Annotated in this window: 15 protein-coding genes; 9 read left to right on the forward strand and 6 right to left on the reverse strand. The window is 59.6% G+C overall.

The window, feature by feature from the left end; genetic code table 11:
• Window positions 1–94: 94 nt before the first annotated feature.
• A complete protein-coding gene (locus K5K95_RS22270) occupies window positions 95–622 on the forward strand; it encodes a DUF3087 domain-containing protein (protein WP_222586132.1) in 528 nt (175 codons plus the stop codon).
• Window positions 623–750: 128 nt separating this feature from the next.
• The gene (locus tag K5K95_RS22275; protein WP_222586133.1) at window positions 751–2,328 is read left to right on the forward strand and encodes a sensor domain-containing diguanylate cyclase; all 1,578 of its coding nucleotides are present in this window, start codon (window positions 751–753) and stop codon (window positions 2,326–2,328) included.
• Between the two features lie 46 nt (window positions 2,329–2,374).
• Here K5K95_RS22275 and K5K95_RS22280 read toward each other — a convergent pair whose 3' ends face one another.
• Window positions 2,375–2,776 carry a DUF2784 domain-containing protein gene (locus tag K5K95_RS22280; protein WP_222586134.1) on the reverse strand — a complete coding sequence of 134 codons (402 nt, stop codon included), beginning with the start codon at window positions 2,774–2,776 and terminating at the stop codon, window positions 2,375–2,377.
• A 147-nt stretch (window positions 2,777–2,923) separates the two neighbouring features.
• On the opposite strand from K5K95_RS22280, the gene K5K95_RS22285 reads away from it, so the two are divergent.
• From K5K95_RS22285 to K5K95_RS22295, 3 genes are read left to right on the forward strand one after another with little or no spacing between them, the layout of a single operon-like run.
• Window positions 2,924–3,622, forward strand: a complete 699-nt coding sequence (locus K5K95_RS22285; RefSeq protein WP_222586135.1) for an AzlC family ABC transporter permease — start codon at window positions 2,924–2,926, stop codon at window positions 3,620–3,622.
• Window positions 3,622–3,933 (forward strand): AzlD domain-containing protein, encoded by a 312-nt coding sequence (locus K5K95_RS22290; RefSeq protein ID WP_162830874.1) that lies wholly within the window; start codon window positions 3,622–3,624, stop codon window positions 3,931–3,933. Before K5K95_RS22285 ends, K5K95_RS22290 begins: the two co-directional genes overlap by 1 nt.
• Before the next feature lie 60 nt (window positions 3,934–3,993).
• Window positions 3,994–4,152: a hypothetical protein gene (locus K5K95_RS22295; protein WP_222586136.1), complete on the forward strand. Its 159-nt coding sequence runs from the start codon at window positions 3,994–3,996 to the stop codon at window positions 4,150–4,152.
• A 1,153-nt stretch (window positions 4,153–5,305) separates the two neighbouring features.
• Here K5K95_RS22295 and K5K95_RS22300 read toward each other — a convergent pair.
• The 4 genes from K5K95_RS22300 to K5K95_RS22315 form a co-directional block, all read right to left on the reverse strand.
• The gene (locus K5K95_RS22300) at window positions 5,306–5,578 is read right to left on the reverse strand and encodes a hypothetical protein (RefSeq protein WP_222586137.1); all 273 of its coding nucleotides are present in this window, start codon (window positions 5,576–5,578) and stop codon (window positions 5,306–5,308) included.
• 339 nt (window positions 5,579–5,917) lie between these two features.
• Complete coding sequence (locus K5K95_RS22305; RefSeq protein ID WP_222586138.1) at window positions 5,918–6,631, reverse strand: ABC transporter ATP-binding protein; 714 nt, start codon at window positions 6,629–6,631, stop codon at window positions 5,918–5,920.
• Window positions 6,632–6,634: 3 nt separating this feature from the next.
• Window positions 6,635–7,471 (reverse strand): ABC transporter permease, encoded by an 837-nt coding sequence (locus tag K5K95_RS22310; RefSeq protein ID WP_222586139.1) that lies wholly within the window; start codon window positions 7,469–7,471, stop codon window positions 6,635–6,637.
• 48 nt (window positions 7,472–7,519) lie between these two features.
• Window positions 7,520–8,518 carry an aliphatic sulfonate ABC transporter substrate-binding protein gene (locus tag K5K95_RS22315; protein ID WP_222586140.1) on the reverse strand — a complete coding sequence of 333 codons (999 nt, stop codon included), beginning with the start codon at window positions 8,516–8,518 and terminating at the stop codon, window positions 7,520–7,522.
• Between the two features lie 296 nt (window positions 8,519–8,814).
• On the opposite strand from K5K95_RS22315, the gene K5K95_RS22320 reads away from it, so the two are divergent.
• The 3 genes from K5K95_RS22320 to K5K95_RS22330 all read left to right on the forward strand — a co-directional run bounded on the left by K5K95_RS22320 (window position 8,815) and on the right by K5K95_RS22330 (window position 11,172).
• Complete coding sequence (locus K5K95_RS22320) at window positions 8,815–9,762, forward strand: ABC transporter substrate-binding protein (protein ID WP_090183110.1); 948 nt, start codon at window positions 8,815–8,817, stop codon at window positions 9,760–9,762.
• 148 nt (window positions 9,763–9,910) lie between these two features.
• On the forward strand, window positions 9,911–10,810 hold the full coding sequence (locus K5K95_RS22325; RefSeq protein ID WP_222586141.1) for a polysaccharide deacetylase family protein: 900 nt from the start codon (window positions 9,911–9,913) through the stop codon (window positions 10,808–10,810).
• 119 nt (window positions 10,811–10,929) lie between these two features.
• Window positions 10,930–11,172, forward strand: coding sequence for a DUF1652 domain-containing protein (locus K5K95_RS22330; protein ID WP_222586142.1), 243 nt, complete (start codon window positions 10,930–10,932; stop codon window positions 11,170–11,172).
• Here the strand turns inward: K5K95_RS22330 and K5K95_RS22335 are convergent.
• Complete coding sequence (locus tag K5K95_RS22335) at window positions 11,169–12,053, reverse strand: LysR family transcriptional regulator (protein WP_222586143.1); 885 nt, start codon at window positions 12,051–12,053, stop codon at window positions 11,169–11,171. The two genes, K5K95_RS22330 and K5K95_RS22335, sit on opposite strands and share 4 nt — an antisense overlap.
• A gap of 127 nt (window positions 12,054–12,180) precedes the next feature.
• Here K5K95_RS22335 and K5K95_RS22340 point away from each other — a divergent pair, with 127 nt between their 5' ends.
• Window positions 12,181–13,329 (forward strand): muconate cycloisomerase family protein, encoded by a 1,149-nt coding sequence (locus tag K5K95_RS22340; RefSeq protein ID WP_167360544.1) that lies wholly within the window; start codon window positions 12,181–12,183, stop codon window positions 13,327–13,329.
• Window positions 13,330–13,332: the final 3 nt, after the last annotated feature.

The following is a 13,332-nucleotide window of genomic DNA, read 5'->3' on the forward strand; positions in this document are numbered from 1 at the left end:
AAGATGAAAAGGAGCCTCAGCATAGCTAAATCCTGCGCAGGGGCGATAATGCCCCGCAGTCTTTTTGCCCTCCGACCCAAGGAAACCCGACGCAATGTTCGAAATCCAGCCGATGAACGCCGAACGCTTTCGACAACAGACGCGGCGCAGCACGGTGATTATTGCCCTGATTTTCCTGGCGCTGGCGATGGTGCTGTCCACGGCGGCGGTGGCGCTGTTCGGTGAGCCCGGCGGCGACAATCTGCGGTTTAACGTCGGCGGGGTGTTTGTCGCTGTGCTGCTGATGGCGGCGCTGATGCGCGGCAAATTCTGGAGCCAGGAATGGATGGCACCAGCGGTCTACGGCTGGCGGCTCAAGCGCAGTCTGATGAGCGTCACCAACATCATGCACCAGGTAACGGCGGCGGTGGAGCAGGGTGATCCGACGGCCATGAAGCTGTTGCGCTTCTATCACCTGGGCCTGAGCCAGATGCACGAACTGGACGGCAACTCCAGCGACCACAGCCAGTTGACCCGCGAAATGGATCAACACAAGGCGCGGATGGAAGCGCTGGGTATCGACACTCAACAAACGCAGTTGGATCCGGCCTGGCTTGAGGCAATGAGGCCGCCGTCGCGGTAAACCGGTGGTGTCGGCCCATCATCACGACACAAACCCCGGCACGAACCGGCAAATCACCTATCTTGTTGAGATGCCATTGAACGGGCGAACAGGAACATTCGCCTTGTCATCAGGAACCAGGGAACGTCATGGCGCATCCGTCCACTAAAGACCGAATTGAAAACAGCGTCGCCGCTGCGCCTTGGCTGCCCGATCTGGTTGAGTCCCGATTCAGGGTCCGACACGCCGTATTGCTGCTGGTGGCGGTGTGTCTGTCGATGACCGCGATAGCGGTCTGGGAAGCCTGGACCTCACGCCAGTACCATCTGCATGACAAAGAAGTGGCGATGTCCAACCTTGCGCAGACCTTGGCGTCGCAAGCGCGAGCGTCGATCAAGCAGGCTGATACGCTGCTGTTCACCTTGGTCGATCGTCTCGAAAACGACGGCATGGACCCGGCTCGGCTCCCCAGGTTGCAACGTTTGCTCAGGGATCAGCGCAGTGAATTGCCCCAGCTCCATGGGCTGTTTGTGTTTGATGAAGAAGGGCGCTGGGTGGCCAATTCCAATGGCGCGGATGTGCCGGGCGCGAACAATTCCGACCGCGAGTACTTCGCGTTCCATCGTGATCATCCTGACCGTGGGCCGCATATCGGGCCGGCGATCAAAAGCCGCTCGAGCGGCGAATGGATCATGACCGTGTCGCGCCGGATCAACCACCCGGATGGCCGTTTCGCCGGTGTGGCGCTGGCGACGATCTATCTCAGCCATTTCCTTGAGCTTTACGACAGCATCGACATGGGCAGCAATGGCGTAATCAACCTGATTGCCGACGATGCCAGCATCATTGTTCGACGGCCGTTCAAAGAGTCGGAAGTCGGTATCAGCCTCGCCAATGGCCCGCTGTTTACCCAACTGTTGCCCGGCGCCAGTTTCGGCACGGCAACGGTCAAGTCCTATCTGGACGGTGTTGAACGGGTGGTCGGGTTTCGACGGGTCGAGGGATATCCGCTGATCGTTTTCGTAGCGCTCGACAAGGAAGAGGTCCTGGCGGGATGGCGTCAGGAGACTGCGTTGGGCGCGGGCATCGTGCTCTTGCTGCTGATGTTTCTGGGGGCGTTGGGTTATCGCCTCATTCGTTTCATGAAACAGCAGAATCATATTCAGAGCGTCTTGCTCGATGCCCGGGACAAACTGATCGAGGTCAATCGCAGCCTGGAACTGCTGGCGCTGGAAGACGCCTTGACCGGCCTTTCCAATCGACGTCAGTTCGACCTGTTTATCCTGGCGGAAATGGGCCGCGCCCGACGCACCCAAACCCACCTCGCCCTGTTGATGATCGATGTCGATCACTTCAAGAATTTCAATGACCGTTACGGTCATGTGGCCGGTGATGAGTGTCTGCGCAACATCAGCGCGATCATCCAGGACAACATCAAGCGCCCCGGCGATCTTCCCGCCCGTTATGGCGGCGAGGAATTTACCGTCGTGCTGCCCGGCACCGACTACGTCGGGGCGTTTCTGGTGGCCGAAAAAATCCGCCGCGCGGTGCAGCAAGCCAATATCGAGCATAAGGAAAGCCCGGAGGGGACGGTGACGGTCAGTGTGGGAGTTTGTGCCTATGACAGGGCCTTGCAAGAATCGCCCGACGACCTGATCGGCGCGGCGGACAAGGCTTTGTATGTGGCCAAGGCCAGCGGGCGCAACATGAGTGTGATTGCCAACTGATTGCGAAGGCCGGGGATGGCCGGCGGTTTGTGGGTGGCGCCGATAATCAGGTCCGCGCGCCCCTCGCGCGGGGTTTCCCATACCGGCGTAACTTCCACAACGTGAACAACCGAAGATAGATCAACATGTTGACTGCCAGCACCACGCTGCCCAGCGCCAGTTGGATCGCCGGTGTCAGCCCGGCCGGATAGATCACCGGCCACACGTAGTGCTCGATGAATCCACCGCCGTAACCGGTTTGTCCGGCGGCAAGGCGCATGCGGTTTTCCCACTCGGTCAGCGGACATGTCAGGTGCAAGACTTCCACGCTCACTCCCCATGCCGCGGCGGGCAGATGCCCCCAGATCAGCGGGCGCCACTTGAGCACCAGCAACCCGCCGAACAGCACGAAGAGGATGAACAACAGGTGGAACAGCACCAGCCCATCGGCGGCTATCCGGTAAAGCATGTCGACTCCCTGATGCGCAATGCCAATGAGTCCATGCTACTCGGTTCCATGGAGGACAGCGGCTTGCCCGCAAGTGCGCAAGATTGTTCAAGCCTTCGGACGTAGCGGCTGGCACTGTTGCAAGTCTTTCCCTGGCTGTAGAGCGTTATGTCGAACTCACTCCTGCCACGCAGCGCCTTTCTTCGCGGCGCCGTAGCGATCATGCCGTTGTCCCTGGCGACCGCGCCGTGGGGACTGTTGGCCGGTTCCATGGCCATCGAGGCCAATCTCACGCCCCTGCAAGGCCAGGGGTTGTCGAGCATCGTGTTCGCCGGTGCCGCGCAACTGGTTGCGATCGGCATGCTCAAGGGCGGTGCCGGGATTTTCTCGATTCTGCTGACCACGTTGTTACTCACCTCGCAGCATTTGCTGTACGGCATGAGCATGCGCTCGGTGATTTCCCCGCTGCCGGGTCGCTGGCGTGTGGGCCTGGGCTTTTTGCTCACCGATGAATTGTTTGCCCTGACCAGTCAGCATGACAAACAACAGTTCAATCGCTGGTATGCCCTGGGCGTGGGCCTGACATTTTATGTCGCCTGGAATCTGTTCACCCTGGCTGGCATCGTGCTGGGCAGCAGCATTCCGGGGCTTGAGCATCTGGGGCTGGACTTCTCCATTGCAGCGACCTTTATTGCCTTGATCACCCCCGTGGTACGCAATGTTCCGACGGTGGTTTGTGTGGCGGTTTCGTTGTTTTGTTCGGTGTTGTTCAGCTATTGGCAGTGGGGCTCGGCGCTGGTGCTGTCGGGGTTGGCGGGTATGACGGCAGGCTTTGTCTGCAACAAATTTTACAGGGAGCGCACATGATGGTCTGGGCGGTGATTATCGGGATGGGCGTGCTGGTCTTTCTCAACCGTTACGTGTTCCTCGAACCGCGACTGCCGGTACGCTTGAGCAGCAATGCCCGGCAGTTCCTCGGGTTCGCGGTGCCGGGGATGTTGACTGCGATTTGCGGGCCTATCGTGTTCATGCCGGACAAACAGTTGAATCTGCAGTGGGACAACCCCTACCTGATCAGTTCGCTGGTGGCGGTAGGGCTGGTGCTGTACACCCGCAATACGTTGCTCAGCATGCTGTTGAGCATGGGCTTCTTCTTTTTGCTGCGCTGGTGGCTCTGAGTCGGGGGCTGGAAATTGTTCTACGCTTAAAGGTGGATCCCTTCAGGCAGTGAGGTGAGTATGGCTAATGACCCTAAGCGTGAGGACCTGGAAGACGAAGAGGATGAGCCTTCGGAGGAAGAGATTGAGCGGCAGAAGCGTTCATCAACCCCGACCTGGAAGCATGACGATAGTCGGGAGCTGTCAGACCGCGATGAAGAGCGTCCTCTGAAGCCCTGACTCCCGAGCAAAAAACCTGAGCAAGAGCGTAATGTTTTGGGGATGGGATTGGGGTTGGGGTTGGGATTGGGGGCATATCCGTTGCTGCGGTAACGGCGGCTTAGGGTTCCGCCCTGACGGCGGGTCACTTGGAAGAGCGCCAAGTAACCAAGCGCTTTTGCCCCTGACGTTCGGTGCCTCGCTAAGGCTCGGCATGCCCTCGCTCCGGTCCTGCTCCGTGGGCCCGCCGCCATCGGCCATCCATGGCCGGGGGCGGCTAACCCGGCATCCATGCCGGGTTGCCCACTGCGCAGAACCTGCGCTCGGCCTCACGAGGGGGCGTGCACCGCCAAAGCCAAGCGAGGCGGCCTGCGGGCCAACCTGATTCTTCAACGCTTGCGCGTTGTGGTTGCTGATCGTTCCCACGCTCCGCGTGGGAATGCCGCCGGGGACGCTCTGCGTTCCGCTGTCGATGCAAGGTTTGAGTCTTGCGCAAGGGTGACGCGGAGCGTGGGAATGATCAGCAACGCGAGGTGACCTTTCCGGCCAGCCTGGCTTTGGCAGATGTACTCAATACCTGTGGGAGCGAGCTTGCTCGCGATGGCGGCATTACAGGCAACATCACAGCCGACTGACAGGGCCTCATCGCGAGCAAGCTCGGTCCCACATTTTGACGGTGTACACCCGTGGCTCCTCACCACTCTTCAGGTCGAGCGTTAGCTCGCCTTGCGCTTTTGATTTTGATCTTGATCTTGATCTGCCCCGCCGGGAGGCCGAACGCAGGTTCTGCGTAGTGGGCAACCCGGCATGGATGCCGGGTTAGCCGCCCCCGGCCATGGATGGCCGATGGCGGCGGGCCCACGGAGCAGGACCGGAGTGAGGGAATGCCGAGCCTAGGCGAGGCACCGTACGTCAGGGGCGCAAGCGCTTGGTTACTTGGCGCTCTTCCAAGTGACCCGCCGTCAGGGCGGAACCAATATCCGCCATCACCAAAACAACGGATATGTACCCAACCCCAACCCCAACCCCAAAACACCCTTAAGCGAACAGCATTACGCCTAAGAGCGATGCTTTTCATGAACGCAAAGTCAATCCATCAAAATTCCAGCGTATATGCGTAATACCCAGTTACTCGCGTTCGCTCAGTTTATTAATCAGTCAAACGAACATTGACTCAAAGATCGTCCAGCGGCGCAAAGTCTGGATGAAACGCACGATAGCCCAATGTCTTGTCGATCCATGCATTCAACTCATTGACCATGATCGGAGGCGTGCCGCAATAGGCCTTGAGGGTTGAACGAAGGATGTCGCTGATATTGGGAACTGAGTGGAGGTTTCGGGTGCTTATGTATTGCCCGATGAAACAGTCGATTTGAAAGCGTTCTGTCAGCGACAGATACACACACTCCACAACGAAAAGTTGGGTATTGGCAAGATCGTCGCGCAACTGGGTTCTCTACAAGGCTTGTTGATATTAGGGGGTTCCTTGTTTGCTGACTCTTTGGTCAACTGGTGTTGCAAGGGGAAGTGCGGCGCGCATGCTATCGGTAGTGTTATTAAATGTATGCACGGCGTTGAAATTGTCGGACAAGCGGTTAACGTCTTCTTTATTTGCGCAAAGACAAGCGCTTCAGATTTGAAACACTCGTTGTAACGTTACTGCCTTTCAATGACTTTACTTCGATTGCTGTTGTATATACAGGTCTGTCTGTTTTATCGACTTTAAAACAAGTTTATTAATCAACACCTTGCCCTGATTCCTGACAGGCAAGAGCCAGCCCAGACTTCAAATCACATGGGCACGCTGCAACTCCGTCAACGACAACGCCTTCAGACGCGCCAGCAGCGGGTCTCGCCGATCACGCGGATGCGTCAGTTCCACGGCCAGCTCCTGACGAATGCTGCTGGGGCGGTTGTCCATCACCAGGACCCGATCGCTGAGGTACAAGGCTTCATCGACATCGTGAGTCACCAGTAGCAGGGCGATGGCGTGACGTTCGGCCAGTTGCAGCAGCAAGTCCTGAAGCTTCATCCGAGTAAACGCGTCCACGGCGCTGAAGGGTTCATCAAGGAGCAACACCTGCGGTCTCGAGTAGAGGCCACGGGCAATCGCCACCCGTTGCGCCATGCCCCCGGACAAGGCTTTTGGCAATGCCTGCGCAAATCCGCCGAGGCCGACTTCTTCAATCAATTGCGCGACCCAGGCCTTGTCGTAATGGCTGTCGGCGCTGAAGCCAATGTTTTGTTCGACCGTCAGCCACGGCATCAGCCGGGGTTCCTGAAAAACGAAGGCGACTTCCCCTGCGGTGTTGCGCAACTCGCCCTGAAAGTCTTTTTCCAGGCCGGCGACGATCCGCAGCAAGGTACTTTTACCGCAGCCGCTGGGGCCGAGCAGGCTGACGGTTTCACGGGGCTGCAACTGCAAGTGGATGTTTTTGAGGACGGTGGTGGCGGCGAAGGTTTTGCGCTCGACGTGAATATCCAGCAGGTGTTCAGGCATGGCTCAATCCTCTGCGCTTTGGCCGTTGAACGTGTCGCGCCAGGCCAGGAAGCGTTTTTCCAGTGCGGCGAGAATGCCGTCGCTCAGCTTGCCCAGCAGCGCCAATACGATGATCGCGGCCAGGACTATGTCTGGGCGTGACGTCTCGCGACCGTCACTGAGCAGATAACCCAGGCCTTTGGTCGCGGCGATCAGTTCGGCGGCCACCAGAAACATCCAGGCCAGGCTCATGCCGCTGCGCAATCCGGTGAACAGGCCGGGCAGGGCGGCTGGCAACAGGATCCGCCGGACCAGCCGACGGCGGCTGAAGCCGTACATCTGGCCGACTTCCACCAGTTTGCGATCAATGTCGCGAATCGCCGCGACGCCGTTGAGGTACACCGGGAAGAACGCGCCGATGGCGATCAAGACGATTTTCGAGGTCTCGTCGATGCCCAGCCACAACAGCAGGAGTGGCACCCAGGCCAGGCTCGGAATCGAGCGCAAACCGGCGAACGTCGGTTCCAGGTAGGCTTCGGCTTCGCGGCTCAAACCGACCCATGCGGCGAACACCAAGGCCAGGCTGGCGCCAATGGCAAAACCCAGCAGCACTCGCAGCAGGCTGGCACTGATGTGTTTCCACAGCGCGCCCTCGGCCAGATCACCAAGGGTCAACGCGACCTCGCTCGGTGCCGGCATTTGATACGAGGGCAACCAGCCGATGCGCACGACCAATTCCAGTAGCAGGATGATCAGCACCGGCAGCGCCAGCCCCTTGAGACGCAATTGCCAGGCCGTGCTCAGGCGACGCGGTGCAGGCAATGCCAGAGGCGCGGGCAGGTTATTGCTTTTGCTGGTCATGGGGGCTCCTGTCACGATGAATCAAGATCGAGAGATCGCAGCCTCGTTTCACTCGACAGCTCCTACATGCGCCACGGTTTGCCTGGAACCGGTGTCGAGCAACTGATCGATCACCTGGTCGACATTGACCCCGCGACGAACCAGTTCTTCGGAAACCAGAATCGGCGCGGCTGCCTTGGACGCGAGGACATCCTTGGCGGTCAGTTGCGGGCTGCTCAGGTCGGTGCGCGACAGTTGCAGCTTGGCCACTTCCAATGGCAGCCCGGATTCGGCAGCGAGCAATTTCGCCAGTTCGTCCGGGTTTTTCACCGCCCATTCACGGGCTTTCTCATAGGCACTGAGGACGGTTTCGATGGTGTGCGGGTGTTCTTTGGCATAGGTGTCGGTGACGCTGACCACGCCATAGCTGTTGAACTGGGTGTTGCGATACAGCAGGCGCGAACCGGCCTGGACTTCACTGGCGGCCATGTGCGGATCAAGGCCGGCCCAGGCGTCGACATCACCTTTCTCCAGCGCGGTGCGACCGTCCGGGTGCTGCAAGTGCACCAGTTCGACATCGTCCTTGGTCAGGCCAGCCTGTTGCAGGCTGCGCAAGGTAAACAGGTACGGGTCGGTGCCTTTGGTCGCTGCGATTTTCTTGCCTTTGAGGTCGGCCACGGTTTTGTACGGGGAATCCTTGCGCACCACCAGCGCGGTCCATTCGGCGCGGCTGTAGACGTAGACCGATTTGATCGGGCTACCGTTGGCGCGGCTGAGCACGGCGGCCAGGCTGGCGGATGAAGCAAAGTCGACGCCGCCGCTGTTGAGGTATTCCAACGAACGGTTGCTGCCCTGGCTCAATACCCAGCTGACCTTGGTTTGCGGCAGGGCCTGCTCAAGGAAACCGAAGTGTTTGAGGACCAGGCTCACCGGTGAGTAATAGGCGTAATCCAGATGCACTTCGGCCGGTGGTGTTTCGGCTGCCTGTGCCACGGGTTGCAGGCTCAGGGCCAGTGCGCAGGCGCTGAGCAAATACCTGACGTTGGGAAAGCGGAAGGTCGGTTTCATGGAGCGGCTCCGGGCAAGGCGGCGAGATTCTTATGTTCAGAAAATTATTTCTTACGGTTGCTTCCTGCATAAAAGGAATATTGCAGGCTCTGTGCCATGTCGGGACATCACAGGTTTTTCGGGAGATTGGCGGGGCGGGCGAGGTCTGGGAATGTCGCGTTGAACACAGTCTGTTGGCTCGCTGTTGCTGGGCGAACACTGCCTGCTTACGGTCATGAGCTTATGCTTAAATCGAATTTACAAAGGCCGCTTTAAGAGCGTTAGGGTCTATAAAAATATCGTCCCTGGAGCCTTCGATGAACCTGTCCCGATTCGTGCGCGGTCTGCTGACCAGCGCCTTGTTTGCCGCGCCACTGAGCTACGCCGCAGAACCCGTCGTTTTGCATGTTGGTGACCAGAACTACTACAACGTTCGCGCTTCGGTGGAAGCGTCGGGTGTGCTGGAAGGCGCGTCCTATACCGTTGACTGGAAACACTTCCAGGCCGCCGCGCCGCTGGCCGAAGCGCTGAGTACCGGTGCGCTGGATGTGGGGTTTCTCGGTGATTCCGGCTTCCTGTTCCTGGCCGCCAAACAGGCGCCAGTGAAGTTGATCGGTGTCTCACGGCAGAACCCCGACACCATCGCCTTGCTGGTGCCCAAGGATTCACCGGTCAAAACCATCGCCGACCTCAAGGGCAAAAAAGTCGCTTACTGGCCTGGCGCCTGGAGCCAGCAACTGACCCTGCGTGCGCTGGAGAAAGCCGATCTGCCGGAGGACTATGTCGACTTCATCAAACTGATGCCCATAGACGCTGCTGCCGCGTTGCCGCAGGGCAGCATCGACGCGTTCCCGGTGTGGGAACCGTACATTTCCCAACAGATCCTGTTTTCCGGCGCTCGGCCGATTCTCACGGCGAAAAACCTCATGCCCGGCCTGAGCGCGATTGCGGCTTCGACGCCATCTATCGATAGCAAGCGCGAAGCCATTGCCGACTTCCTCGTGCGCCTTAAAAAAGCCCGGGCCTGGGTCGACAACCACACCGATGAATATGCTGACCTGTGGGCGAAAAAGGCCAACCTCGACCAGAACGTGTCCCGCCATTGGTTGCGCCAGGCGCACATGACCGTCGGCCCTGTGGATGCGCAGGCCGCCACTGACCTGCAGAGCACGGCGGACTTCCTGTTCAAGGTAAAGGCGTTGCCCACGGCATTGGCCACCGCGCCGATTATCGACCACTCGTTCCAGCAGTCGCTGACGCAGTAAACCAACGCGGGTGAGCGCTGGAACCAAACACTGTGTACCCTGATCCAACCTCGGCCTGCAGCAACCTGCGGGCCGACAATGGATGAATGGGCGAAGGGTTTTTGCCAATTAACGTGATGACCATAAAGGTCTGGCCCCAAGGCAAAACATGAAACAGCTGTTCAAGGTTTTTTGCGCACTCACCCTCGCTGTAGGGCTGGTTGGCTGCATCGCTTCACCCATCGAACTGACCCCGCAGACCGAGCAGCGTCTGCACGAGCAGGCGCCGATCCGCTTCCTCGTGACGTTCGACGACGGCCCCAGTGCATCGAGCTTCTGGAACCCAAGCATGATCGTGCTCGACAGCCTCGCCCAGAACCCGGTGCTGCCGGGAATCAAAGCGGTGTTCTTCGTTCAGACCGGCGCGCCTCGGGCCGGCGACAGCGACATCGGCCGTGGGGTCATGCACCGCGAACAAGCGGAAGGGCATGTGCTGGGCTTCCACACCGCGACCCATTCGCACACCAATCACCGCTCGTTGAGTCCGGAACAGTTGGAACAGTCGCTGAGCAAAGGCAGCGCCGACATTGCCGCGATCACCGGCGCGCCGCCGACCCTGGTGCGCCCGCCATTCTGGAATTACGACAAACGTGTGTTCGCGGCCTACCAGCGTCACGGGATGCACGTGTTGCTGACCGACCTCAGTGCCAATGACGGCAAGATCTGGGGCTTCAATGCCAGCCCTCGGCGCCGGGCGAACATGCTGCGCCAACTGTCCGAAGTACGGGAACGGATTGCCAAGGGCGAACTGCCGACGGTGGACGGTGTGATTCCGGTGGTGGTGACGTTCCATGACCTGAATCGATATACCGCCCGGCATACCCGCGAATACCTGCAAATCCTGCTCGACAGTGCCAATGCCACCGGCGTGCCGCTGGCGCAGAAACCGTTTTATGACGACACCGCGGCGCTGCAACGGGCGGCCATGGCGCGCACCGTTACCGACAGTTCCCAGTCCGTGAAACTGCCGGGAATCTGGAATTGGATATGGGACGGGGATTCGCACTAAAACATCGCCAAAACGAGAAGCAGCTAACACAGCGTATGGGTAGTCGCTGGCGCAGGCGCGTGAAAGCGGGTCTATGCTGATCGAGTTGAATTTGATCATCAGCCACGGAGGCGTTCGTCATGGTGCCCATTTCAGTCCTTTGCAGCATTGTGGAGTCCGGTTTTGAACCGCTGGCCTGCGAATGCACCGAGAATTCCAACGGGTTGCTGCGGATCAAGGTGTACGACCCGGCAACCGGGCGTATCGACTTGCTGATCCCTTGCGTGTCGCCGGCGCAACTGACCAGCATCCGCGCGATCTCTGACTTCGTTGGCGAGTTGCGCACCGAGTTGCGCGCCGGACGCCGGGCCTTCGCCGGTTAGTCCCGGGGCAACAATTCATCAATCATCTTCAGACAATGATTCAACCCCGGCGTCACATCGCCCACGCGCCGGCTGAGGATGATCGGCGAGGTCGCGTTGTCTTCCAGCAACGGGGTAAAGCCAATGTCGTCGCGGTGCAGCAACTGCACCGAGGCCGGCACCAGCGTGACCCCGATTCCCGCGCCAACCAGCCCGATTGCCGTTTGCAGCTCGTTGGTCCATTGCGCCACGTGGATGCTCACGCCATAGGACTCGAACAGTGCAATCACATGATCGGCATAGCTGGGGCGGGGGTTGCCGGGGTACAGCACAAAGGGTTCCTTGGCCAGTTCGCGAAGGCTGATCGGCCCGGCCAATAGCGGATGGCCGGCGGGCAAGGCGGCGACCAGCCGGTCTTCAGTCAGCACGGTCTGAATAATCGCCGGATCGTCGATGCGAATCCGCCCGAAACCGATGTCGATGCGCCCGGCCTTGAGCGCCTGCACCTGTTGCAGGGTGGTCATTTCCGAAAGCCCGAGTTCAAGCTCCAGGGGCTCGCCGCTGCGCAGCCGGCGAATCAGTTCTGGCAGCACGCCGTAAAGCGTCGACGGCGCAAAACCGATGCCCAGCCAGGTCTTTTCCCCCAGGCCGATGCGTCGGGTGTTGTCGCACGTCTTGGCCAGTTGTTCGAGCAGGGCGGTGGAATGCTCATGGAAGAAACGCCCGGCATCGGTCAGCTTCAGCGGGCGGCCACGTTCGAGCAATAACACCCCGAGTTCGTCTTCCAGCTGCTGGATCTGCCGGCTCAGGGGTGGCTGGGCAATGTGCAGCAGTTCGGCGGCGCGGGTGAAGTTGAGGGTTTGAGCCAACACCTGAAAATAGCGTAGGTGACGCAGTTCCATGGGGCCTCCAGGCGTTGATCAGTTGAATACCTTTAAGGTATCGAGCCAGACCAATTCTATATTGGCCGCCAGCAAAAAGCCGTATGAGAATCCGTTCCAGAACTTCAAGAACCTGACGGGTATCGAAATGCGTGCTACAGCCATTGAATCGATCGAGACGATCATTGTCGATCTGCCGACCATCCGCCCGCACAAACTGGCCATGCACACCATGCAGCACCAGACCCTGGTGATCATCCGTGTGCGCTGCGCCGACGGCATTGAAGGCATCGGCGAGTCCACCACCATCGGTGGCCTGGCGTACGGCAACGAAAGCCCGGACAGCATCAAGACCAACATCGACACGCACTTCGCGCCGCTGTTGATCGGCGAGGACAGCGCCAATGTCAACGCCGCCATGTTGCGCCTGGAGCGCAGCATCCGTGGCAATACTTTTGCCAAGTCAGGTATCGAAACCGCGTTGCTCGATGCCCAGGGCAAACGCCTTGGCCTGCCGGTCAGCGAGTTGCTTGGCGGTCGCGTTCGTGACGCGCTGCCAGTGGCCTGGACCCTGGCCAGCGGCGACACCGACAAGGACATCGCCGAAGCGGAAAAAATGCTCGACCTGCGCCGCCATCGCATTTTCAAACTGAAGATCGGGGCCGGCGAAGTCAATCGCGACCTGGCCCACGTCATTGCCATCAAGAAAGCCCTGGGCGATCGCGCCAGTGTGCGGGTCGATGTCAATCAGGCCTGGGACGAAGCGGTCGCCTTGCGCGCCTGCCGGATTCTGGGCAGCAACGGCATCGACCTGATCGAGCAACCGATCTCGCGCAACAATCGTGCGGGTATGGTGCGCCTGAATGCCATGAGCCCGGCACCGATCATGGCCGATGAATCCATCGAATGCGTGGAAGACGCCTTCAATCTGGCGCGCGACGGTGCTGCGTCGGTGTTTGCCTTGAAGATCGCCAAGAACGGCGGGCCACGCGCTGTGTTGCGTACGGCCGCCATCGCCGAAGCCGCCGGTATCGGCCTGTACGGCGGCACTATGCTTGAAGGAGGCATCGGCACGCTGGCGTCGGCCCACGCCTTCGTTACCCTGAATAAACTGGCCTGGGACACTGAGCTGTTCGGCCCGTTGCTATTGACCGAAGACATACTCAGCGAGCCGCTGGTCTACCGCGATTTCGAGCTGCATGTGCCGAACACGCCGGGCCTGGGCCTGAGTCTGGATGAAGAACGCCTGGCGTTTTTCCGTCGCGACAAGACATCCACTTCCATTCATCAAGCCTGAGGA

It is taken from the genome of Pseudomonas sp. DR48, from assembly GCF_019823085.1.
Classification (GTDB): Bacteria; Pseudomonadota; Gammaproteobacteria; order Pseudomonadales; family Pseudomonadaceae; genus Aquipseudomonas.

What these genes read in the sequence shown, in the direction of transcription:
- K5K95_RS22275 (WP_222586133.1), top strand. Translation starts at nt 751, where the DNA reads ATGGCGCATCCGTCCACTAAAGACCGAATTGAAAACAGCGTCGCCGCT.
- K5K95_RS22285 (WP_222586135.1), top strand. Translation starts at nt 2,924, where the DNA reads ATGTCGAACTCACTCCTGCCACGCAGCGCCTTTCTTCGCGGCGCCGTA.
- K5K95_RS22280 (WP_222586134.1), bottom strand. Translation starts at nt 2,776, where the DNA reads ATGCTTTACCGGATAGCCGCCGATGGGCTGGTGCTGTTCCACCTGTTG.
- K5K95_RS22340 (WP_167360544.1), top strand. Translation starts at nt 12,181, where the DNA reads ATGCGTGCTACAGCCATTGAATCGATCGAGACGATCATTGTCGATCTG.
- K5K95_RS22320 (WP_090183110.1), top strand. Translation starts at nt 8,815, where the DNA reads ATGAACCTGTCCCGATTCGTGCGCGGTCTGCTGACCAGCGCCTTGTTT.
- K5K95_RS22335 (WP_222586143.1), bottom strand. Translation starts at nt 12,053, where the DNA reads ATGGAACTGCGTCACCTACGCTATTTTCAGGTGTTGGCTCAAACCCTC.
- K5K95_RS22270 (WP_222586132.1), top strand. Translation starts at nt 95, where the DNA reads ATGTTCGAAATCCAGCCGATGAACGCCGAACGCTTTCGACAACAGACG.
- K5K95_RS22290 (WP_162830874.1), top strand. Translation starts at nt 3,622, where the DNA reads ATGGTCTGGGCGGTGATTATCGGGATGGGCGTGCTGGTCTTTCTCAAC.
- K5K95_RS22295 (WP_222586136.1), top strand. Translation starts at nt 3,994, where the DNA reads ATGGCTAATGACCCTAAGCGTGAGGACCTGGAAGACGAAGAGGATGAG.
- K5K95_RS22330 (WP_222586142.1), top strand. Translation starts at nt 10,930, where the DNA reads ATGGTGCCCATTTCAGTCCTTTGCAGCATTGTGGAGTCCGGTTTTGAA.
- K5K95_RS22310 (WP_222586139.1), bottom strand. Translation starts at nt 7,471, where the DNA reads ATGACCAGCAAAAGCAATAACCTGCCCGCGCCTCTGGCATTGCCTGCA.
- K5K95_RS22325 (WP_222586141.1), top strand. Translation starts at nt 9,911, where the DNA reads ATGAAACAGCTGTTCAAGGTTTTTTGCGCACTCACCCTCGCTGTAGGG.
- K5K95_RS22315 (WP_222586140.1), bottom strand. Translation starts at nt 8,518, where the DNA reads ATGAAACCGACCTTCCGCTTTCCCAACGTCAGGTATTTGCTCAGCGCC.
- K5K95_RS22305 (WP_222586138.1), bottom strand. Translation starts at nt 6,631, where the DNA reads ATGCCTGAACACCTGCTGGATATTCACGTCGAGCGCAAAACCTTCGCC.